A 22482-nucleotide genomic window follows, 5' to 3' on the forward strand; every position below is an offset into this window, starting at 1 on the left:
TTGTTTCAAGACTCATATGCTGAGCTTATACCACATACCACCATGCAGTAAGGCTGACTGACAACTCACTACTACGCTCCATAAGTTAATAGCTGGTGTGAGATTGTGAATGTCAGACACTCCTGAAGACAAGGAAATTTATTATGCCAAGACGTCGCGTCGTAGCTACCCGTGAGATCCTACCGGATCCTAAGTTTGGTAGCCAAACCATCGCAAAATTCATCAACCATGTGATGAGCCATGGTAAAAAATCTACTGCTGAGCGTATCGTTTACGGTGCCCTAGAAACAGTAGCACAAAAGCGTAACATCGAAGATCCAGTAGCGTTCTTTGAAGAAGTGCTAGAAAACGTTCGCCCTATGGTTGAAGTAAAAGCTCGCCGTGTCGGTGGTGCAACCTATCAAGTACCAATGGAAGTACGCCCATCCCGTCGTACTGCCTTGGCTATGCGTTGGTTAGCTGAAGCTGCTGCAAAGCGTTCTGAAAAATCTATGGCATTGCGTTTAGCAGGCGAATTGAGTGATGCATCAGAAGGCAAAGGCAATGCTATGAAAAAGCGTGACGAAGTTCACCGCATGGCAGATGCTAACAAAGCATTCTCACATTATCGTTTCTAAGCTAGCTTAGAGATATAAGCATTTTTTGCAGTCAATAATTATCTGTGTTTAACAGTAATAGTTAATGATCATCTAATTGCTAAGCGTGGCTAACTGAATAATCAATTAGCCACGTTATTGTTTATTTACTCTACCGATTACTGCCAATATTTTTGATGCTAGCTAGGCTGTTACTATAGCCAGTTAGATATTTATTAGCGCTGGCAGCTATCTATCCCGACAGTATTACGACCCTTGTTTCACTGTCCGGTTATAAATTCTATAACTTTATATTCTTAACCTTTGCTTTTTATTGTCCGTATTAGGCTCATTAATAGTAGAACGCTAAAGCCAACTGCTGTTGCAGATGCCGCTTTTGTAGGATATAAAGTAGAGATACATCATACATTTATAATGTTTATGCAAACGACTTCCACTAGGAAAACACTATGGCTCGTATAACTCCCCTAAAGCGCTATCGCAATATTGGTATCTCAGCGCACATCGATGCTGGTAAAACCACTACTACTGAGCGTGTTTTGTTCTATACCGGTGTCAGCCACAAACTTGGTGAAGTGCATGATGGCGCAGCCACTATGGACTGGATGGAGCAAGAACAAGAGCGCGGTATTACTATTACTTCTGCTGCGACTACTTGCTTTTGGTCAGGTATGGCTAAACAGTTCCCTGAGCATCGCATCAACATCATTGACACCCCAGGCCACGTTGACTTCACGATTGAAGTTGAACGTTCTATGCGTGTTCTTGATGGCGCGTGTATGGTTTATTGTGCTGTGGGTGGTGTACAGCCACAGTCTGAAACAGTATGGCGTCAAGCAAACAAATACAAAGTTCCACGCTTAGCATTCATTAACAAAATGGATCGCGTTGGTGCGGATTTCTACCGTGTTGTAGAACAGATTAAAACCCGTCTAGGCGGCAAAGCAGTACCTTTGGTTATTCCAATTGGTAAAGAAGACGATTTCGAAGGTGTTGTTGACTTAGTTACCATGAAAGCCATCTATTGGGACGAAGCGTCGCAAGGTATGGAATACGAAGAGCGTGAAATTCCAGCAGAACTTCAAGAAAAAGCAGAAGAGTATCGTGAATACTTAGTAGAAAATGCTGCTGAAGCTAATGAAGAGTTGATGAATGAATACCTCGAAAATGGTGAATTGTCTGTAGAGCAAATCAACGCTGCTATTCGTCAATTGACTATTGATAACGAAATCATTCCATTGCTTTGTGGTACTGCCTTTAAAAACAAAGGTGTTCAAAAGATGTTGGATGCAGTTATTCAGTATCTACCAGCACCAATGGACGTACCTGCTATCAAAGGTATTCTTGATGACAAAGATGAGTCTGAAGGTTTCCGTGAAGCATCAGATGACGCACCTTTCTCAGCTTTAGCGTTCAAAATCATGAACGACAAGTTCGTTGGTAACTTAACCTTCGTTCGTGTTTATTCAGGCGTTATCAAGCAAGGTGGCAGCGTTTATAACCCAGTTAAAATGAAGCGTGAGCGCGTTGGCCGTATCGTACAGATGATGGCAAATGCTCAAGAAGAGCTTGCAGAAATTCGTACTGGTGATATCGCAGCCTTAGTAGGCATGAAAGATGTGACTACTGGTGATACTCTATGTGATGAAAGCAATGTTATCACCCTAGAGCGTATGGAATTTCCAGATCCAGTTATCAGCCTAGCGGTTGAACCTAAGACTAAAGCTGACCAAGAAAGAATGTCAATTGCTCTAGGTCGTTTGGCGAAAGAAGATCCATCGTTCCGTGTTCATACTGACGAAGAGTCTGGTCAGACTATCATCAGTGGTATGGGTGAGCTACATCTTGAGATCTTAGTAGATCGTATGAAACGCGAATTCAATGTTGAAGCTAACATTGGTGCGCCACAGGTTGCTTATCGTGAAACGATTCGTGACACTGTTGAACAAGAAGGCAAATTCGTTCGTCAGACTGGTGGTCGTGGTAAATTTGGTCATGTCTGGTTACGTCTTGAGCCTATGGATCCAGCGGGCGATGTTCTTTATGAATTCGCTGAAGAAGTGGTTGGTGGTACTGTACCAAAAGAATTCCATGGTGCGGTCGACAAAGGTATTCAAGAGCGCATGAAAAACGGCGTACTTGCTGGCTACCCAATCGTTGGCGTAAAAGCTACTTTGTATGACGGTTCTTACCATGACGTCGATTCGGATGAGCTATCATTTAAGATGGCTGGTTCTATCGCTTTCAGAAAAGGTTTCTTAGCGGCGAACCCTACGCTTCTTGAGCCAGTAATGAAAGTTGAAGTAGAAACTCCTGAAGATTACATGGGCGATATCATGGGCGATTTAAACCGTCGTCGTGGTATGGTTCAAGGCATGGAAGATCTACCTGGTGGCACTAAGCAGATCCGCGCAGAAGTACCATTAGCAGAAATGTTTGGTTATGCGACGCAAATGCGCTCAATGTCACAAGGCCGTGCTACTTATTCTATGGAATTCCAAAAGTACGCTGAAATTCCTAAGTCAGTTTCTGCTGAAATCATCGCTAAGTTCAACTCTAAAGATGATGACGAGTAAGTAATAAGTAGTTAAGAAACACCAGTTAAATAGGGCAGTATAGAGTTAATCTCTAGATTGCCCGCCTTAATTACCGCAATAATCCGTTAAAAGACTTGTTATTGGCTGTAATTTTCTTATAATATCTGCACATCGTATGTGCAAATTTTTAACATTTATCTTAATGTGGTCAGTATCGTCTTAACTCATGTACAAACATCCGTTAAGCACTGAACCCCAATAAAAGAGGAAATACTCATGGCAAAGGCCAAGTTTGAACGCAAAAAGCCACACGTCAACGTCGGTACTATTGGACACGTTGATCACGGCAAAACTACATTAACGGCTGCTATTGCAACTGTTGCGGCTATCACTTCAGGTGGCGAAGCCAAAGACTACGCGTCTATTGACTCAGCTCCAGAAGAAAAAGCACGTGGTATTACGATTAACACAAGTCACGTAGAGTATGACACTGAAGCTCGTCATTACGCTCACGTTGATTGCCCAGGTCACGCCGATTATGTTAAAAACATGATCACTGGTGCGGCACAGATGGATGGTGCTATTCTTGTAGTATCAGCTACTGATGGTCCTATGCCACAGACTCGTGAGCATATCTTGCTTTCACGTCAGGTTGGTGTTCCATACATCGTAGTATTCATGAACAAATGTGATGTTGTTGATGACGAAGAATTGTTAGAACTAGTAGAAATGGAAGTTCGTGAATTACTTAGCGACTATGATTTCCCAGGTGATGACACGCCAATCGTTCATGGTTCAGCTACTGAAGCGCTAAAAGGCTCACAAGAAAAATACGGTCAGCCTGCTATCGTAGAATTGCTAGGTATCCTAGACACTTATATCCCTGAGCCTGAGCGTGAAATCGATAAGCCTTTCCTAATGCCTATCGAAGACGTTTTCTCAATCTCTGGCCGTGGTACTGTTGTAACTGGTCGTGTTGAGTCTGGTATCGTTAAAGTTGGCGACGAGATCGAAATCGTTGGTATCCGTGACACTCAAAAAACTACTTGTACTGGTGTTGAGATGTTCCGTAAACTGCTTGACGAAGGTCGTGCTGGCGAAAACTGTGGTGTCCTACTACGTGGTACTAAGCGTGAAGACGTGCAACGTGGCCAAGTACTAGCTAAGCCAGGTTCTATCACTCCTCACACTAAGTTTGACGCTGAAGTCTATGTATTGTCAAAAGAAGAGGGTGGTCGTCATACACCATTCCTAAACGGCTATCGTCCACAGTTCTACTTCCGTACTACTGACGTAACTGGCGCAATCCAATTACAAGACGGTACTGAAATGGTTATGCCTGGTGATAACGTTGAGATGGGCGTAGAGCTTATCCACCCAATCGCTATGGACAAAGGTCTTCGCTTCGCTATTCGTGAAGGCGGCCGTACTGTAGGCGCTGGTGTTGTTGCTACTGTTCACGCATAAGCCACAATCCTAAGCTATAACTAACGCTAGCAGAGCGATCTGTTGGTCGTTAGCTAAAAAGCCACTCTCTTTATTGAGGGTGGCTTTTTTTTGGGTGATAGGAAGTAAAAGGTTAGTGATGTTTCAGGTATTAACAATGAATAATTTGATTGATTAGGTGAAGCTTGCAGTATTTAATAAATAGCTAGACTACAGCTTTTCATATTGCAGATGTGCAAATGGATAAGACAATTTTTGCTTCCGAAGGAAAATAAAATGAAGAATGAATTTTTACTATTAGGTAGTTTATTGATATTAACTAGCTGCGCTAAGCCAAACATATATGACCCTGGTGCTCAAATTATAGTGAATATAAATGATGACAAATACGTAATTCCGCTAAATCATATCACTAGACCAGATACTGGAAGTTATGCAAGCTTTGACACGAATATGGGTCTTAGTTATTTTTTTTGGCCAAGTGGTCTCGGTATGACAAATGAAGACAAAGATCCAAACGTTTTACAATATGATGCAAATATTGTGAAGTTTCATTGGACAGCTCAAAACTCTGGTATTGAAGGCAACGATATGTCTACAAGAGTAAATATCGTAAAAAAAACAAATCGTAAAAATACGGCACAAGATAAATTTAGGTTAAAAGCTTATATTGACAACAATGATGACTCAATAATAACCTACATAGGTAATATCTATCCTAATTCGCCGACTACTATACGATGTTTAATGGCAACTAACAAAGATCAGAATAGTGTTTGTCAGATGGAATACTTACATCCTATTTATAACAATAATATCTTGCTTGAGTTTTCTGGAAAAAACCTTGCGGATTGGCAGTCGATAAATGCTATGGCAGTCAACTATATGAAAAAATGGCATCAGGAATAGTCATCATATGCATTGGTTAATACTAAAACAACTTCTAATACGTGGCAAATTCGATTCTAAGAACTGCTAATTATTAATGATAATCAAAAAAGAAATGACCCTTAGCGCAGGCGGTGGCGCGGTTCGTACCACCTACATCACAGCTTTTCCTGTTGCTTTATCCTTAATCCAAATATTAGCGTAGCTGTCTCCACTGAACCATGACGTACCGATATCAGTAACGAAGTCTAATTGATAGTTTTTATTGGCTTCAGCGTTAAAGCTAATCTTAGTCGGTTTAGTATAGTGTCCCGCCATTTGATAGCTGACCGCCTGTTCAAATATGGCGTTGCGTCTAGTCATCTAGCATAGCCCTCCTTAGATTACCTATCACCAATCAAATCACCACCACGTACACTCAAGATAGAGAAAGCACGTTGTGGATGAAGACGGTCGATCAAGGCAGTGTCGTTACTACTGCCGCGCTACCTAAATTCAATCAAGTACCAACGATTACCTCACCTAATGGCGTGGTAGTAGCTGTCCCTGTTGAGGTTACTGTTGATGCCAACGCAAAAGCTAAAGCGGCTATCGAAAAGAGTCCAGCAGAGCTAGGTAAGATAGCACTTGAGCTATCTAAGCAGCCCGGCTACGAGTATCTCGCGACTCTAGACAAGAATAATGAGATCAACTGGGTACAAGTGGATCTGATTCAGAAGAATTGGGACTATACGCAAGAAGGACTGACGCCAGGGGCTGCAGCTTTGATAGCTATTGCTATTACTATTGCAGCAGGTCCAGCAGGTTCAGGTCTCACCGCATCTATGGTAGCGACTAATGCTGCTGGTATTGCGCTACAGACGCAAGCGGTTATTACACTCATTAATAATAAGGGTGGTATTAGTAAGACGTTAAAAGATTTGGCTAGTAGCGCTACTATACGTAGTATGGCAACAGCAGCATTGACAGCTGGTGTAGGAGCTAGATTAGGTTTAGGAAGTAGTGTTACTGATAGCTTTGGTCAAAAGCTAGCAAATGGGGTCAGCACTAGTCTTACTCAAGCCGTTGCTGATGCTACTATCAATGGTGTAAGTTTCGAAGAGGCACTGAAAAATAGTTTACTTAGTTCTTTAGTTGATGTGTTTGCAGCCAGTGCATTTACCAATCTAGTAAAACCTATTGACACTGATGAATTTGTTCGCAATCTTGCTCATAAATTAGTAGCTGCTAGTGTTGGTTGTGTAGCTGCTAGTGCCAAACAACAAAGCTGCGATGCTGGAGCACTTGGCGCTATGGTTGGTGAAATGCTTGGCGATTATTTAGTTGATGGAAGTCCATTAACACCCAAACAAGAATCAGATATCCTCAACGCTGCCAAGCTACTCGCAGGTTCTGTGGCGTTATTAACTAATGTTGATCTCAATACAGCAGCTAGTAGTGCTAGTTTAGCAGTTGAAAACAATGCTTTGCATCCAGGTGATTTTGTAAAAGTGGCTCGTGACTTTGAGAATCAATGCTTGAAATCAACGAATGCTGCACAATGTAGCTCTGCATTAAATAAATGGAAACAGACTTCTTACGATAGAGCTGGTTTAAAATCAAGCGAAGCTATACAAGGTTGGGAAGATTTTGCTTATTCAGAATATCAGCCTGCAATTGCAATTTGTAAGACTGATAGAAATTGTCTAGCCTTTGTTACGTCTAAGTTGGTTACTGATAGTATAAATTTTGCAGGTTCTTCTGTTGATTTGATTGAAGTTGCGCATATCGCTAAATTGTCAGCAGCTAAAATCATGAAAGATTCAGGTGCTTTTTTTGTCGCTGGTTTAGATGATTTTGGTTGGATGATTGGTTCAGGTGTTGTAACAGTTCCATCAAGGTTTACAGCCCCATTAATTTCTTTATATGCACAAAGTGGCAAGGTAGTTTCAGCCCCCTTATCTAAAGTACCTAGTATACTTGATCCTGCAAAATTTAGAAGCGGAATGCCATCTAGTTGGTTCAAAGCCTCATATAACCCAGCCACAAAAGCAGTGTCAATTTCTGTTGCAGAAATAAAAACAGCATCAGGACAAGTAGAAAGAGTCATGTCAGTTAGTGGTAATGCTTGGCATGGCGTTAATGCACCTAAAAGCCCAATCACATTGAATGGTATAAATTATAAGATAATAAAGGATATTCCGCAGAACCTAGCTGGTACTGCCAACCATGCTGGAAAAAATATTTTTGAGTACATCAATACCGCATATGCTAATCAGAGGGTTACCGTAAAATTAGGAGTTGAAAATACAAATTCTCGTGCACCAGGGTATGTGTGGTGGTTGAGGTACAGCTGTACGAGATCTATCTAGTAACAACAAGAATTTAAATATTACAATATATCAAGGATCTACGCTTGTACGTAATCCATAAAATTGAGGAGCTTTAATAAATGAGTCCATATATACAACAATTCATAGATGCTATAAGCCCAAATATATGCTGGGAATTATATCCTGAATACATTGAAGGGTTTACAGAATATCAAATAGATATTTATGCTGAAGCATTAGATATGGATATTAATGGAGCATTTAGACAATGGCTTTTGACCTTCGGAAAATGTTCTGGAGGTTTATTCACTCAAGATCACTTTAATCATTATCATGGTGGTAGTAATATTGAAGAAAATCTAGCATATTTAAAAATGTATCCAGAGTTTCGAAAAGACATGTTTGACGATGGAAGAATTACTAATGACCAATTAAATCTAAAACCATTTAATTTATATTGGGAAAATGAGGTTGACCATTATTTTATTTTGACTAAAGACCCTGAATTATTCGTCTGGTTCTATACTGATAGTTATGATAGTGACTATGCTATTAATACAGGACTAAAATTTGACGAATTCATCAAATTAAAAATAGGAAAATTGAGGTGTCGAAAAGGTATTTGGATCGATAAAGAAGACATAATTGAAATGTCTAGTTCTAACATTTTTAAATAAAGTCTTTAGATTTAAATCATCCAAATCTTTTTGTTAAAAGCCTTATATCTAACTACGTTTTAAGTAATGAAAATTTTTATCAAATAGACTTAAACACTGATGCTGATATTTTTAATTAATTATTGATAATAATAGGATAAGAAATAACCCTTGGCGCAGCAGGTAGTTGTGATCTTATCACATCCGATACAGGCTGCTGCGTTGCCTTATCCATCACCCAAAAGTCAACATAGCTATTTTTACTAAACCACTCCGTACCAATATCCGTGACGAAGTTTAATTGGTAATTTCTATTTGCTTCAGCATCAAAGATTATCTTAGAAGGGACAGCATAATGTCCACCTATTCGATAGCTAATCGTCATCGTATGCTCACCTGTAGCAATCGGATATATCGTATCCCATGTTGCGCTATAGTCTTCTTTACGTTCTTTCGGTACACGCTTCCCATTAATCTCCATAATATAAGCAATACGATCACCGACTAGGCTCATGTAGCCAGGCTCTGAGCTACCCATTATCGTTGCCGTCTGACCCAATACTGGTGGCTGATAAAGTAGCTCAGCGGGTAAGTCTTTAGTATTCTTCAGGCTCATACAGCCTGTCAATATAAGCAGCGCAGCTATTAATACAACTATTTTCATCTTTTATCCTCAATAGAATCCATTCGTGTGGTTATAATCTTATTTTATAGTGATTTTAGCAATGATTTATTAGCTATGTGACTTTATACTATTTGATTGGTCACCATCTATTATATTGTCATATTTATAATCTATTCCATGCCATAACATATAAGACAAACCCTCTTCACTAAAAAAATATACTGTTAAAACTTGCATTATATATAAAGCCATGTATAATAATCAGCCTTAACACCCCTAGGCGATTGGCTCAATTGGTAGAGCATCGGTCTCCAAAACCGAGGGTTGTAGGTTCGAGTCCTACATCGCCTGCCATCTTTTTTTATCCTATCTTTGTTGTAGTCTAGCAACTCCAAAGTGAGTCCTTTATGAGCAATGACCAAGATAACCTCGATTCAAAGTTATCTAATGCCAATGCGGTTACTGGCGGCATGCTGTCTAAAGGAAACCACATCTCAGCGACAAATACTTCTGCCGTTGAAGTGGCAAAGAAAAGCTCAGCAAAAGATATAGTATTGTGGCTATTAGCCATTGTTGCTTTAATTAGTGCAACTTTTGCCAATCAATATTTACCCGGTGTATGGCAGCCAGCCAACGACCTTTGGGTCCGTATTGGTATCATTGTTGTATTAGCAGTATTTGCATTATTTTGTTTGGCGATGACCCATCAAGGTACTGCTTTTAAAACCTTATTGAGCGATGCTGCAGTTGAATTACGCCGAGTAACTTGGCCAAGCAAAGACGAAACCTTTCAATACACATGGCAAACCATTGTCGTGATCGCGATTGCTGGGTTTTTTGTTTGGTTGTTAGATAACTTTTTTAACTGGTTCGTCGGTCTATTTATTGGTTAATATTAGAGGTATTACTCTTTTTTAACCCCAATTTTATTTATAACGACTTAGTTATAAAGATCAGGAGCGTGATATGCGTTGGTATATTGTCCAAGCGTTTTCAGGATATGAAAAACAAGTACAACGTTCATTAACTGATCGTATTAATCGTAGTGACTTCGCTGATTCTTTTGGTGATGTGTTAGTACCTACTGAAGAAGTCGTCGAAATGAAAGACGGCAAAAAGCGTAAAAGTGAGCGTAAATTCTTTCCAGGCTATGTATTAATTCAAATGGAAATGAACGACAGCACTTGGCACATCGTTAATGAATGTCCTCGTATTATGGGTTTCATCGGTGGTACTGCTGAAACGCCAGCACCCATTACTCAAGTAGAAGCTGACCGCATCTTAAACCGTCTTAATCAAGCTGAAACCAATCCACGTCCTAAGACTCTATTTGAGCCAGGCGAAGAGTTATTGGTTATTGATGGTCCTTTCACCGACTTTAAAGGTATGGTGGAAAAAGTCGATTATGAAAAGTCCAAGCTACAATTAACCGTAAACGTATTTAATCGACCTACACAGGTTGAACTTGAGTTTAGCAAAGTTGAAAAGCTAGACTAAATAACTATTATTAATGCAGTAATTATTAATTAATTCAGTATTCATCAACCGGGGAGCTGTTGTTAACTACTAAAGTTCTTTGAGACTCAGTCTCTTAAGTATATAAAGTATTTAACTGGCGCTATTACCCATTTAGGAGAAAATCATGGCTAAGAAGATTGATGGTTACATCAAACTACAAGTCCCAGCAGGTAAAGCGAATCCTTCACCACCGATTGGTCCAGCTTTGGGTCAAAAAGGCGTGAACATCATGGCGTTCTGTAAAGAATTTAACGCTGCGACTTCAAACCAAGAGCCAGGTTTGCCGATTCCAACTGAAATCACTGTTTATAGTGATAAGTCTTTTACCTTTATCATGAAGTCACCACCAGCTGCGTACTTATTACGCAAAGCTGCTGGTGTCGCTAAAGGTTCAGGTACGCCAAACACTGCTAAAGTCGGTAAAGTGACTCGTGCTCAGTTAGAAGAAATCGTCAAAACTAAAGATGCAGATTTAACCGCTGCTGATCTTGATGCTGCTGTTCGTACTGTTGCTGGTACTGCCCGTTCGATGGGTATTACCGTGGAGGGTGTATAATGTCTAAGCTAACCAAACGTCAAAAAGAAATCAATAGCCGTATCGATAATGATAAGCAGTACACTATTGAAGAAGCGGTACAAATCCTAAATGATTTGCCAGCGCTAAAATTCAAAGAGTCTGTTGATATTGCTGTTAACTTGGGTGTTGACCCACGTAAATCTGATCAAGTTGTTCGTGGTGCTACTAACCTACCTGCGGGTACTGGTAAAACTAAGCGCGTTGCTGTGTTCGCACAGGGTGCTGCTGCTGAAGCTGCTAAAGAAGCTGGTGCAGACATCGTAGGTATGGAAGATTTAGCAGATCAAATCAAAGCCGGTAACATGGATTTTGATGTAGTTATTGCTGCTCCAGATGCTATGCGTGTCGTTGGTCAGTTGGGTACAATCTTAGGTCCACGTGGTCTAATGCCTAACCCTAAAGTCGGTACAGTAACGCCAAACGTTGCAGAAGCTGTGACTAATGCTAAAGCTGGTCAAGCACAGTATCGTGTTGACAAAGGTGGTATTATCCATGCGACTATCGGTCAAGTTGGCTTTACTGCTGAACAAGTTATGCAAAATGCTCAAGCATTAATAGCGGATCTAAAACGCGCTAAGCCTGCTACTTCAAAGGGGATTTTCATTAAGAAGATCACTTTGTCTAGCACTATGGGTCCAGGTCTAACTATTGATCCTGTTCCTTATCGTATGGCCAAATAAGCTAGTTTTGATAAGCAAATGCTTTGAGAAAAATATTTTTACTATTTAGCTATTAGGCTTAAACAGTAATCCAATCAAATTTTAAAAATTAGGTCAGCGTAGTTTTTTGCTACGCTGTCTAAGACCGTAGGTAGAGAGCAGTTCTAAGGTATTTTTGATAGAAGACAGTAGTTGTTATCAGCTACTAGTTATTCTTATAAATAGCAACGAGTTGGTCTTGTTAATCGATGACAGATGAAAATCTTAATTGTCCTACGCAGACGGTGACCCACCCAGTTTAAGACTAGAGACGATAGGGTAGCATTACTATTAACTTAGTAGCGTTAGTTTATCATTCGACGTCATTCTGATAACGGTGCCGTAATCAGGCGTTACTTAAAACGAAAGTTTATGAGTAACGTGTCGTATCAAGTCAATCAACGCTGATAGCTTAATTTATTGAAGACTTAGGTCTTTAATTTTTATCTTGATAGTTGATTGGTAAGATTAAGGAGTTAACTTATGGCATTAACGCTAGAGCAAAAACAACAAGTTGTGGCTGAAGTGTCTGAAGTTGCTGCTAATGCTTACTCAGCAGTAGCTGCCGAGTATCATGGTATTGGTGTTGCAAAGCTTACTAAGCTGCGCGAACAAGCCCGTGATAAAGGTGTAGTTTTGAAGGTTGTGAAAAACACCCTAGCAAAACGCGCTTTTGAAGGCACTAAGTTTGAGTGCATGTCAGACAGTATGACTGGTCCATTACTTTTGGCTTTCTCTATGGAAGATTTGGGATCTGCTGCTAGAGTCATTTTTGACTTCAGCAAAGATAACAATGCTTTAGAGACCAAATTAGTATCAGTCGGCGGTGTGGTTTATGGTCCAGAAGAGCTAGAGCGCGTATCGAAACTACCAACTCGTGACGAAGCACTCTCTATCTTGATGGCTACTATGAATGCACCTGTGACCAAGCTAGTTCAAACTATGAACGCTGTTCCTAGTAAGCTTGTTCGCACTGTAGCAGCAATCAAAGACGCAAAAGAAGCTGCTTAATTGCTTGTTTTAACGTAAATTTATTATCGTTTGCTGCATTGATTGTTCATTCATTAAACTTTGGACAAGCAGTTTAAACGCTACTAGAATCAATTAATTTTATCAGATAACGGAGAGTTCTCATGGCACTATCTAAAGATGATGTGTTAAACGCAATTGCTGAAATGTCAGTAATGGATATCGTTGAATTAATCAGCGCTATGGAAGAAAAATTCGGCGTAACTGCTGCTGTTGCCGCTGCTGCACCTGCTGCTGCTGGTCCTGCTGCTACTGCTGAAGAGCAAAGCGAATTTGACGTTATTCTTACTAGCTTCGGCGAGAAGAAAGTTGGCGTTATCAAAGCTGTTCGCGAAGCGACTGGCCTTGGCCTAAAAGAAGCGAAAGATTTGGTTGAAAGTGCTCCAGCACCAATCAAAGAAGGCGCTAACAAAGCTGAAGCTGAAGAATTGAAAAAGAAACTTGAAGAAGTTGGCGCTACTGTTGAACTAAAATAAGTTCAGCTAAGCTCTAAATCTAAAGTTTTACAAAAAAAGCTGGTGATGCCTTGCATTGCTGGCTTTTTTTTATTATAATTACTAGCTTGACCTTTTGTGTCTGCCAATAGTCGTATCACAAGCGGTGGATACCCATCAAAAGGACACACGTTATACATGCAAGCAACCACAGTAGTTATGAGTAATAAATTAATATAGGCTAAACGTCGTTTGATGTTTGGCATTTTTCTGTGTCTGCATGCTTTCCCAATAATGGTAAATTTTGTTCCAATTTCAATTGATGTTTGTCTCATAGCCCTTTTGTAATTGTTTTTACCTACTATATATTATGTAGTTTAGCATGATTTTACTGTCAGTTCATAAGCTTGCCAACAGTGCTCGTAGACGGTAGATATTAGCGACCATACTAATAACGCATTGAGTTTGAATTTAAGCACTATTTTATAACCGTTTTAAAAGTATTTAAGAAAGGCTAGTTAAATACTAGTGAGTACGACTTTATTATCGTTTACGTTGCCAACTATGCATACTATTTATGCTTGCTGGTCACGCTTTCAATTTGTTTCCACGTTACTGTAAGGACTCCCGATGGCATATTCTTATACTGAAAAAAAGCGTATTCGCAAAAGCTTTGCTGAATTGCCAACTGTGATGGACATTCCCTATCTATTGTCTATTCAAGTTGATTCTTATGAGCACTTTTTGCAAGAGCACAAAAAGCCTAAGGCTCGTGAGAATACTGGTTTACAAGCTGCGTATTCCTCTATTTTCCCAATTGAGAGTCACTCTGGTAATGCTGAGTTACAATTTGTTGAGTATTACTTAGGCACGCCTGAGTTTGATGAGCGTGAGTGTATATTGCGCGGATCAACTTTTGCAGCACCTATGCGAGTTAAGATTCGTCTGATTATCAAAGACAAAGACAGCAAAGATAAAGATAGCAAAGCTGCGGTAAAAGATATCCGTGAGCAAAGCGTCTATATGGGTGAAATCCCACTGATGACCAATAACGGTACCTTTATTATTAATGGTACTGAACGAGTTATCGTGTCTCAGCTACATCGCTCACCAGGGGTGTTCTTTGATCATGATAAAGGTAAGTCACATTCTAGTGGTAAAGTACTTTATAACGCTCGTATCATTCCTTACCGTGGTTCATGGTTAGATTTCGAGTTTGATGCTAAAGACTTAGTTTTTGCTCGTATTGACCGTCGCCGTAAGCTGCTTGCATCTATTATTCTACGCGCTTTAGGTCTTAGTACTAATGAGATATTGGATCTATTTTTCCAAAAAGTAGCTGTATATAAAGGTGAAGAGCAGTTCGAAATCGACCTAGTAGCTGATCGTTTACGTGGTGAAATGGCTCAGTTCGATATCGTATCAGCAGAAGGCGAAGTGATCGTTGAGCAAGGCAAACGTATCAATGCTCGTCGTATCCGTCAGCTTGAAGAAGCGGGTATGACTAAGATTGCGGTACCTGATGAATACTTGTATGAGCGTATTCTAGCTGAAGACATCATCGTTAACGGTGAAGTTATTGCTAAAGCTAACACTCCTATTGATCATGAACTATTAGTCAAAATTAACTCGTTTGAAGCTAGTGATGCTATCAAACAAATTAGCATCTTGTTCACTAACGATATCGATCAAGGTAGTTATATTGCCGATACGCTACGTGCTGATAGTACTTCTAGCCGTGAAGAAGCGTTGATTGAAATTTATAAAGTTATGCGTCCAGGTGAGCCACCAACAGTTGAAACTGCTGAGAAACTATTCGACAGCATGTTCTTTAACGCTGATCGTTATGACTTATCAAACGTTGGCCGTATGAAGTTCAACCGTCGTTTAGGCCTTGAGTTCGATAATACTGACGATCCTGATATTCAGCGTGAGCGCAGTGTATTGACCAATGCCGACATCGTCAATGTTCTAAAAGAGCTGATTGAGATTCGTAATGGTCGCGGCGAAGTCGATGATATCGATCACTTAGGTAACCGTCGTATTCGTTCAGTAGGCGAAATGGCAGAAAACCAATTCCGTGTTGGTCTAGTACGTGTTGAGCGTGCAGTCAAAGAGCGTTTGAGCTCAGCGGAATCAGACAACTTATCGCCACAAGATTTGATTAACTCAAAACCTGTTGCTGCTGCAGTCAAAGAATTCTTTGGTTCAAGTCAGTTGTCACAGTTTATGGATCAGAACAACCCCTTGTCGGAAGTTACCCATAAACGTCGGGTATCCGCACTAGGACCCGGTGGTTTGACTCGTGAGCGTGCAGGCTTTGAAGTACGTGACGTTCATGATACTCATTATGGTCGTGTATGTCCGATTGAGACTCCTGAAGGTCCAAACATTGGTTTGATCAACTCACTAGCTACTTTTGCTAAAACTAACAGCTTTGGTTTCCTAGAGACGCCTTATCGCCAAGTAGTCGATGGTAAAGTAACTGACGTTATTGAGTATTTATCAGCTATTGAAGAAGTAGGTACCGTAATTGCACAGGCCGACTCCCCAGTAACTGCTGATGGTGCGCTTAGCGATGAGATGGTCAGTGTGCGTAGCTATGGTGAATTCGTACGTATGCCACCAGAAAAAGTGACGCATATGGATGTGTCACCAAGTCAGGTAGTATCAGTAGCAGCAGGTTTGATTCCGTTCCTAGAGCATGATGATGCTAACCGTGCCTTGATGGGCTCGAACATGCAGCGTCAGGCGGTTCCTACACTACGTGCTGATAAGCCGTTAGTAGGTACGGGCATGGAGCGTCACGTTGCTCGTGATTCTGGTGTTTGTGTGATCGCTAAGCGTGGTGGTGTCATTGAAGATGTTGACGCTTCTCGTGTGGTAGTACGAGTTAACGAAGATGAGATGATTGCTGGTGAAGCTGGTATTGATATCTATAACTTAGTTAAATACACTCGTTCTAACCAAAACACTTGTATCAACCAACGTATCATTGTTAACCAAGGTGATGCTATTGCTGTAGGCGATATTTTAGCCGATGGTCCATCAACCGATCTTGGTGAGCTAGCGTTAGGTCAGAACATTCGCATTGCCTTTATGCCTTGGAATGGTTACAACTTCGAAGATTCAATCTTGCTATCTGAAAAAGTAGTGAAAGAAGATCGCTTTACTACTATTCATATCCAAGAATTGACTTGTGTGGCTCGTGATACCAAGTTAGGTACTGAAGAGATCACTGGTGATATTCCAAACGTTGGTGAAGCGGCTTTATCTAGTCTTGATGAAGCAGGTATCGTTTATATCGGTGCTGAAGTAGATGCTGGTGATATCTTAGTGGGTAAAGTCACGCCAAAAGGTGAGACCCAACTGACCCCAGAAGAGAAACTACTACGGGCAATCTTTGGTGAAAAAGCGGCTGATGTAAAAGATACTTCTTTACGAGTACCTACATCAAGCAAAGGCACGGTTATCGACGTACAAGTCTTTACTCGTGATGGCGTTGAAAAAGATGCGCGTGCGCGTGCTATTGAGAAGTCACAGTTAGACAGCTATCGTAAAGATTTAAAAGAAGAGTTACGCATCTTTGAAGAAGCGGCTCGTGGTCGTATCAGCAACTTGCTTAACGGTCAAAAAGTCAGTGGTGGTTCAGGTCTAAAAGCCGGTACTGTTATGGCTGCAGTTGATATGAAAGATATGAATCTTGAGACTTTGCTTGATATCCAGCCAGTCGAAGAAGATATCTCTGAGCGTTTGACTCAAATTGCAGAATACTTAGTCGATAAGCAAAAAGATATCGATAGTAAATTTGCTGAGAAAAAACGCAAATTGACTGCTGGTGATGATTTGGCGCATGGTGTACAAAAAATCGTTAAAGTATATCTTGCGGTTAAGCGTCGTATTCAGCCTGGTGATAAGATGGCTGGTCGTCATGGTAACAAAGGTGTGGTATCACGTATTATGCCAGTTGAAGACATGCCTTATGATGAGCATGGCAACACTGTTGACATCGTACTAAATCCGCTAGGCGTACCTTCGCGTATGAACATCGGCCAGGTACTAGAGACCCATTTAGGTATGGCTGCTAAAGGTTTGGGCGAAAAAATAGATGGTATGCTTAAAGCCCAAGCAGCGATAAAAGATTTGCGTGATTTCTTAGACCAAATCTATAACAAAGTTGGTGGCGAACAAGTCGATCTTGATAGCTTAAGTGATGATGACATCATGGCGCTATCAGATAACTTGCGTGCCGGTGTCCCTATGGGTACAGCAGTATTTGATGGGGCGCATGAGCATCAAGTCAAAGACTTGCTTGAGCTTGCAGGTATGGCACGTGATGGTCAGCAAACGTTATATGATGGTCGTACTGGTCAAAAATTCGATCGTAAAGTAACGGTTGGCTACATGTATATGCTCAAACTTAACCATTTGGTTGACGACAAGATGCATGCGCGTTCAACGGGTTCATACTCACTAGTGACGCAACAGCCGCTAGGTGGTAAAGCTCAGTTCGGTGGTCAGCGTTTCGGTGAGATGGAAGTTTGGGCTCTAGAAGCTTATGGCGCCACTTACACCTTGCAAGAAATGCTAACCGTGAAGTCGGATGACGTTGAAGGCCGTACGCGTATGTATAAAAACATCGTTGATGGTGAGCAGTACATGGATCCAGGTATGCCTGAATCGTTTAACGTACTGACCAAAGAAATAAAATCTTTGGGTATTAATATTGAGCTAAAACAAACTCACTAACTAAATATGATTTCATAATTGATCATTTAGGTAGTTAACTAAAAGCAGTACGCTTATTGCTGCTGCTTTTAGGCATTTATCTCAACCCTATTCATTGCCTTCATTCATCTTAACTAGCAGTGCCACTGTAATTAGGGTGACAACGCTAGCAGATGATTATAAAGATAACGGAGAAGCAACTTGAAAGATTTACTCGATATCATGCAGAGCCCTACCAGCAATGGTAACCATGAGTTTGACAGTATCCAAATTACCTTAGCCTCGCCTGACGTTATTAAGTCATGGTCACATGGTGAAGTTAAAAAACCTGAAACTATTAACTATCGTACCTTTAAGCCTGAGCGTGATGGTCTATTTTGTGCCAAGATTTTTGGTCCAGTAAAAGATTTTGAATGTCTTTGTGGTAAGTACAAACGTCGTAAGTTCCAAGGCGTTATCTGTGAAAAATGTGGCGTAGAAGTCACTACTGCTAAAGTGCGTCGTGATCGCATGGGTCATATTGACCTTGCTAGCCCAGTTGCGCATATTTGGTTCTTAAAGTCATTACCAAGCCGCATCGGTCTATTGCTAGATATGACTCTACGTGATATCGAGCGCGTTTTATATTTTGAAAGCTACATTGTAACTGAGCCTGGTCTGACTAGCTTAGAGAAGTATCAGCTTTTAGACGACGAAGACTACTATAAAGCTCTAGAAGAGTTTGGTGATGAGTTCGTTGCTAAGATGGGTGCAGAAGCGATTCAAGACTTGTTAAAAGATATCGATTTAGATATCGAAATTGATGAGTTACGTGAAGCGATTCCACAGACGGGTTCTGAGACTAAGCTTAAAAAGATGTCTAAGCGTCTGAAGTTATTAGAAGCCTTCCGTGATTCTCATAATAAGCCTGAATGGATGGTAATGACCATCTTGCCAGTACTACCACCAGATTTGCGTCCTCTAGTACCGCTAGAAGGCGGTCGTTTTGCGACTTCAGATCTTAACGATTTATATCGCCGCGTTATCAACCGTAACAACCGTCTTAAGCGTTTGCTTGAGCTTAGCGCCCCTGACATTATCGTACGTAACGAAAAACGTATGCTACAAGAGTCAGTCGATGCGTTATTAGATAACGGTCGTCGCGGTCGTGCTATCACTGGTAGTAACAAGCGTCCATTGAAATCTTTAGCGGATATGATTAAAGGTAAGCAAGGTCGTTTCCGTCAAAACTTACTAGGTAAACGTGTCGATTATTCTGGCCGTTCAGTAATTGTAGTAGGTCCAACACTACGTCTACATCAGTGTGGTCTACCTAAGAAAATGGCTCTTGAACTTTTCAAGCCTTTTACTTATAACAAACTATTGTCACACGGTTTAGCGACGACGATCAAAGCTGCTAAAAAGATGGTTGAGCGTGAAGAGCCACAAGTGTGGGATATGCTAGCGATGGTTATTCGTGAGCATCCAGTGCTACTTAACCGTGCACCAACCCTACACAGATTGGGTCTGCAAGCGTTTGAGCCAGTATTGATTGAAGGTAAAGCCATTCAGTTGCATCCACTGGTTTGTACCGCGTTCAACGCTGACTTTGATGGTGACCAAATGGCAGTTCACGTGCCATTGACCCTAGAAGCACAGCTTGAATCACGTGCCTTGATGATGTCTACCAACAACATCTTATCACCTGCTAACGGTGATCCGATCATCGTACCATCACAAGATGTGGTATTGGGTTTATATTACATCAGTCGCTCGTCAGTGAACGTTAAAGGCGAAGGCATGATCTTCGCTACTGTTAATGAAGCGCTACGTGCTATTGGCTCTAACGATTTACATGTTAACGCTAAGATCAAAGTTCGAGTAACTGAAACTACTATCGCAGAAGATGGCACTCGTACTGAAAAAACTAGCCTAAAAGAAACCGTAGCAGGTCGTTTATTAATCTGGAACATTATGCCTACGGGCATGGCGTTTGAAGAATGTAATCAAGAGATGACTAAAAAGAATATCTCAAGATTGATTAACTCTTGCTATCGTAACTTGGGTGTCAAAGACAGCGTTATGTTCGCTGACCAATTGATGTACCTTGGTTTTGCACAAGCCACTTTATCTGGCGTATCGATTTGCTTAGATGATATGGTCATTCCACCAAGTAAAAAACAAATTATTGGTGTAGCAGAAGCCGAAGTACGTGAAATTGAAGATCAGTTCGAGCAAGGTTTTGTGACAGCAGGTGAACGCTATAACAAAGTAGTCGATATTTGGTCACGTACCAATGATAAAGTCGCCAAAGCAATGATGGACAACTTGGCAACAGATAAAGTAATCAACGCCCAAGGTGAAGAAGAAGAGCAGAAGTCTTTTAACTCTATCTTTATCATGTCAGATTCTGGTGCTCGTGGTAGTGCGGCACAGATTCGTCAGTTGGCAGGTATGCGTGGTTTGATGGCTAAACCGGATGGCTCTATTATCGAGACGCCGATTAAAGCTAACTTCCGTGAAGGTTTGACTGTACTTCAGTACTTCATATCAACTCACGGAGCGCGTAAAGGTCTAGCTGATACTGCCTTGAAAACTGCTAACTCAGGTTACTTGACTCGTCGTTTAGTCGACGTAGCACAAGATTTGGTTATCACTAGCGATGATTGTGGTACTGAAGTTGGCTTGCTAATGACTCCGCATATCCAAGGTGGCGAAATCATTGAGAAGCTTGGTGATCTAGTATTAGGTCGAGTAACTTCACGTGATGTTACTTATAATGATGATGCTGATAAAATCTTAATCCCAGTAGGGACTTTGATTGATGAGCATTGGGTTGATGTGCTTGATGACAACGCTATCGATGATATCTGGGTTCGTTCAGTTATTACTTGTGATGTAGCTCATGGTGTTTGTGCGCAGTGTTATGGTCGTGACCTTGCCCGTGGTCATAAAGTTAACATCGGTGAGTCAGTTGGTGTAATGGCCGCTCAGTCTATCGGTGAGCCTGGTACTCAGTTAACCATGCGTACGTTCCACGTAGGTGGAGCGGCAAGCTCAGCTTCTGTAGATAACAGCATCTCTGTCCGTAATGGCGGTCAGGTTCATTTCGAGAATATGAAAACTGTTGAGCACATTGATGGTCACTTAGTTATCGTATCTCGTTCAGCTGAAATTGCCTTGACCGATGAGTTAGGTCGTGAGCGTGAGCGCTATAAAGTGCCTTACGGTTCAAGCGTACTTGTGAAGAGCGAAGATCATGTTGAAGGTGGTCAAACTATCGCTAAATGGGATCCGCACACGCATCCTATTATTACTGAGTTTGCGGGTAAAGCACGCTTTAGTGATATTACCGATGGTCTGACAGCTACTGTAAAAGTTGATGACGCTACTGGTATGAGCTCGTTTGAGATTCTTGCTACCCGTGATCGTTCAAGCTCAGCCAAAGATTTACGTCCGGCTATTATCTTGAATACTAATGAAGGTAAAGAAGTGGTTTACTTCTTACCTGCTGAAACTATCATTCGTGTTGGTGATGGTGAAGAAGTGGCTGCTGGCTCAATCTTAGGCCGTGTACCACAAGCCTCTTCAGGTACTAAAGATATTACCGGTGGTCTGCCACGTGTTGCTGACTTATTTGAAGCCCGTCGCCCGAAAGATCATGCCATCATGGCAGAGATGACTGGTGTAGTGAGCTTTGGTAAAGAGACTAAAGGTAAAAACCGCTTTATTATTACTAATGAAGACGGTGAGATCCATGAAGAGCTAATCCCGAAATGGCGTCAAATCAACGTTTTTGAAAATGAGACAGTAGCTCGTGGTGAAGTGATCGCTGATGGTCCACAGAATCCACATGATATCTTGCGTCTAAAAGGTCAGACTGCTCTTGCTGACTATATCGTAAACGAAGTTCAAGATGTTTACCGCTTGCAGGGTGTAAAAATCAACGATAAGCACATCGAAGTTATTATTCGTCAGATGCTGCGTAAAGTTGAAGTTACTGATGCTGGTGACTCTAATCACTTTAAAGGTGATCAGGTTGAATACGTTGATATCAGAGCATTGAATGCTAAACTCGAAGCAGAAGATAAGTTCCCAGTGAAGTTTGAGCGTCAGTTGCTAGGTATTACTAAAGCAAGTTTGGCTACTGAAAGCTTTATTTCAGCAGCATCTTTCCAAGAAACCACACGTGTATTAACAGCGGCTGCGGTAACTGGTAAGATTGATGAGCTACGCGGTCTCAAAGAGAACGTGGTTGTTGGTCGCTTGATTCCAGCGGGTACTGGTCTTGCTTATCATAAAGCACGTAAAGACAAAGCTGAGAAAAAACTACAAGATAAAGACTTGAATGCCTCTTTCGATAATACGGCGTTTGATATGAGCATCGGTGGTAGCGATAGTAAAGACTTTGCTAGCTTTGATGAAGCCTTTGCTCAAGAGCTTAATCAAGATAACTAAT

At 41.1% G+C, this 22482-nt stretch carries 17 protein-coding genes and 1 tRNA gene; 15 read left to right on the forward strand and 3 right to left on the reverse strand.

The genetic code is table 11. The features are described 5' to 3' along the window. Positions 1-143: 143 nt before the first annotated feature. The 4 genes from rpsG to JMY09_RS09030 all read left to right on the forward strand — a co-directional run bounded on the left by rpsG (position 144) and on the right by JMY09_RS09030 (position 5488). Complete coding sequence (gene rpsG / locus JMY09_RS09015; RefSeq protein WP_201623262.1) at positions 144-617, forward strand: 30S ribosomal protein S7; 474 nt, start codon at positions 144-146, stop codon at positions 615-617. A gap of 428 nt (positions 618-1045) precedes the next feature. Continuing rightward, positions 1046-3172 carry an elongation factor G gene (gene fusA, locus JMY09_RS09020; RefSeq protein ID WP_201623263.1) on the forward strand — a complete coding sequence of 709 codons (2127 nt, stop codon included), beginning with the start codon at positions 1046-1048 and terminating at the stop codon, positions 3170-3172. A gap of 237 nt (positions 3173-3409) precedes the next feature. Further along, positions 3410-4600 (forward strand): elongation factor Tu, encoded by a 1191-nt coding sequence (gene tuf / locus JMY09_RS09025; RefSeq protein WP_201621893.1) that lies wholly within the window; start codon positions 3410-3412, stop codon positions 4598-4600. A gap of 255 nt (positions 4601-4855) precedes the next feature. Beyond that, positions 4856-5488, forward strand: a complete 633-nt coding sequence (locus tag JMY09_RS09030) for a hypothetical protein (RefSeq protein WP_201623264.1) — start codon at positions 4856-4858, stop codon at positions 5486-5488. 132 nt (positions 5489-5620) lie between these two features. Here the strand turns inward: JMY09_RS09030 and JMY09_RS09035 are convergent, their stop codons facing one another. Then, positions 5621-5830 carry a hypothetical protein gene (locus JMY09_RS09035; protein WP_201623265.1) on the reverse strand — a complete coding sequence of 70 codons (210 nt, stop codon included), beginning with the start codon at positions 5828-5830 and terminating at the stop codon, positions 5621-5623. An 80-nt stretch (positions 5831-5910) separates the two neighbouring features. Between JMY09_RS09035 and JMY09_RS09040 the strand changes: the two genes are divergently transcribed. Next, positions 5911-7818, forward strand: a complete 1908-nt coding sequence (locus JMY09_RS09040; RefSeq protein ID WP_201623266.1) for a DUF637 domain-containing protein — start codon at positions 5911-5913, stop codon at positions 7816-7818. 80 nt (positions 7819-7898) lie between these two features. Further along, positions 7899-8456, forward strand: coding sequence for a hypothetical protein (locus JMY09_RS09045; protein WP_201623267.1), 558 nt, complete (start codon positions 7899-7901; stop codon positions 8454-8456). Positions 8457-8571: 115 nt separating this feature from the next. On the opposite strand, the gene JMY09_RS09050 is transcribed toward JMY09_RS09045, so the two are convergent. Beyond that, complete coding sequence (locus JMY09_RS09050; protein ID WP_201623268.1) at positions 8572-9099, reverse strand: PX domain-containing protein; 528 nt, start codon at positions 9097-9099, stop codon at positions 8572-8574. A gap of 239 nt (positions 9100-9338) precedes the next feature. Between JMY09_RS09050 and JMY09_RS09055 the strand changes: the two genes are divergently transcribed. The 7 genes from JMY09_RS09055 (at position 9339) to rplL (ending at position 13358) form a co-directional block, all read left to right on the forward strand. Continuing rightward, positions 9339-9414: transfer RNA gene (locus JMY09_RS09055), tRNA-Trp, on the forward strand. Positions 9415-9467: 53 nt separating this feature from the next. Further along, positions 9468-9953, forward strand: coding sequence for a preprotein translocase subunit SecE (secE, locus tag JMY09_RS09060; protein ID WP_201623269.1), 486 nt, complete (start codon positions 9468-9470; stop codon positions 9951-9953). A 73-nt stretch (positions 9954-10026) separates the two neighbouring features. Continuing rightward, entirely contained in the window at positions 10027-10557 is a 531-nt protein-coding gene (nusG, locus tag JMY09_RS09065) for a transcription termination/antitermination protein NusG (RefSeq protein ID WP_201623270.1), read from the forward strand. A gap of 145 nt (positions 10558-10702) precedes the next feature. Continuing rightward, a complete protein-coding gene (gene rplK, locus JMY09_RS09070) occupies positions 10703-11134 on the forward strand; it encodes a 50S ribosomal protein L11 (protein ID WP_201623271.1) in 432 nt (143 codons plus the stop codon). After that, positions 11134-11835 carry a 50S ribosomal protein L1 gene (rplA, locus tag JMY09_RS09075; protein ID WP_201623272.1) on the forward strand — a complete coding sequence of 234 codons (702 nt, stop codon included), beginning with the start codon at positions 11134-11136 and terminating at the stop codon, positions 11833-11835. The genes rplK and rplA overlap by 1 nt, the downstream gene beginning before the upstream one ends. Positions 11836-12336: 501 nt before the next feature. After that, entirely contained in the window at positions 12337-12864 is a 528-nt protein-coding gene (gene rplJ, locus JMY09_RS09080) for a 50S ribosomal protein L10 (RefSeq protein ID WP_201623273.1), read from the forward strand. Positions 12865-12986: 122 nt separating this feature from the next. Continuing rightward, entirely contained in the window at positions 12987-13358 is a 372-nt protein-coding gene (gene rplL / locus JMY09_RS09085) for a 50S ribosomal protein L7/L12 (protein WP_201623274.1), read from the forward strand. A gap of 2 nt (positions 13359-13360) precedes the next feature. On the opposite strand, the gene JMY09_RS09090 is transcribed toward rplL, so the two are convergent. Then, positions 13361-13651, reverse strand: a complete 291-nt coding sequence (locus JMY09_RS09090; protein ID WP_201623275.1) for a hypothetical protein — start codon at positions 13649-13651, stop codon at positions 13361-13363. Between the two features lie 295 nt (positions 13652-13946). On the opposite strand from JMY09_RS09090, the gene rpoB reads away from it, so the two are divergent. Both rpoB and rpoC read left to right on the forward strand, forming a co-directional pair. Beyond that, complete coding sequence (rpoB, locus tag JMY09_RS09095; RefSeq protein WP_201623276.1) at positions 13947-18065, forward strand: DNA-directed RNA polymerase subunit beta; 4119 nt, start codon at positions 13947-13949, stop codon at positions 18063-18065. Between the two features lie 180 nt (positions 18066-18245). Further along, positions 18246-22481 (forward strand): DNA-directed RNA polymerase subunit beta', encoded by a 4236-nt coding sequence (gene rpoC / locus JMY09_RS09100; RefSeq protein ID WP_201623277.1) that lies wholly within the window; start codon positions 18246-18248, stop codon positions 22479-22481. Position 22482 lies beyond the last annotated feature (1 nt).

Origin of the sequence: Psychrobacter urativorans (assembly GCF_904846695.1) — a bacterium.
Lineage (GTDB): Bacteria > Pseudomonadota > Gammaproteobacteria > Pseudomonadales > Moraxellaceae > Psychrobacter > Psychrobacter urativorans.

Bases quoted from the DNA above. Each gene is read 5' to 3' on its own strand.
- rpsG (WP_201623262.1), top strand. From the start codon at position 144: ATGCCAAGACGTCGCGTCGTAGCTACCCGTGAGATCCTACCGGATCCT.
- fusA (WP_201623263.1), top strand. From the start codon at position 1,046: ATGGCTCGTATAACTCCCCTAAAGCGCTATCGCAATATTGGTATCTCA.
- tuf (WP_201621893.1), top strand. From the start codon at position 3,410: ATGGCAAAGGCCAAGTTTGAACGCAAAAAGCCACACGTCAACGTCGGT.
- JMY09_RS09030 (WP_201623264.1), top strand. From the start codon at position 4,856: ATGAAGAATGAATTTTTACTATTAGGTAGTTTATTGATATTAACTAGC.
- JMY09_RS09035 (WP_201623265.1), bottom strand. From the start codon at position 5,830: ATGACTAGACGCAACGCCATATTTGAACAGGCGGTCAGCTATCAAATG.
- JMY09_RS09040 (WP_201623266.1), top strand. From the start codon at position 5,911: ATGAAGACGGTCGATCAAGGCAGTGTCGTTACTACTGCCGCGCTACCT.
- JMY09_RS09045 (WP_201623267.1), top strand. From the start codon at position 7,899: ATGAGTCCATATATACAACAATTCATAGATGCTATAAGCCCAAATATA.
- JMY09_RS09050 (WP_201623268.1), bottom strand. From the start codon at position 9,099: ATGAAAATAGTTGTATTAATAGCTGCGCTGCTTATATTGACAGGCTGT.
- secE (WP_201623269.1), top strand. From the start codon at position 9,468: ATGAGCAATGACCAAGATAACCTCGATTCAAAGTTATCTAATGCCAAT.
- nusG (WP_201623270.1), top strand. From the start codon at position 10,027: ATGCGTTGGTATATTGTCCAAGCGTTTTCAGGATATGAAAAACAAGTA.
- rplK (WP_201623271.1), top strand. From the start codon at position 10,703: ATGGCTAAGAAGATTGATGGTTACATCAAACTACAAGTCCCAGCAGGT.
- rplA (WP_201623272.1), top strand. From the start codon at position 11,134: ATGTCTAAGCTAACCAAACGTCAAAAAGAAATCAATAGCCGTATCGAT.
- rplJ (WP_201623273.1), top strand. From the start codon at position 12,337: ATGGCATTAACGCTAGAGCAAAAACAACAAGTTGTGGCTGAAGTGTCT.
- rplL (WP_201623274.1), top strand. From the start codon at position 12,987: ATGGCACTATCTAAAGATGATGTGTTAAACGCAATTGCTGAAATGTCA.
- JMY09_RS09090 (WP_201623275.1), bottom strand. From the start codon at position 13,651: ATGAGACAAACATCAATTGAAATTGGAACAAAATTTACCATTATTGGG.
- rpoB (WP_201623276.1), top strand. From the start codon at position 13,947: ATGGCATATTCTTATACTGAAAAAAAGCGTATTCGCAAAAGCTTTGCT.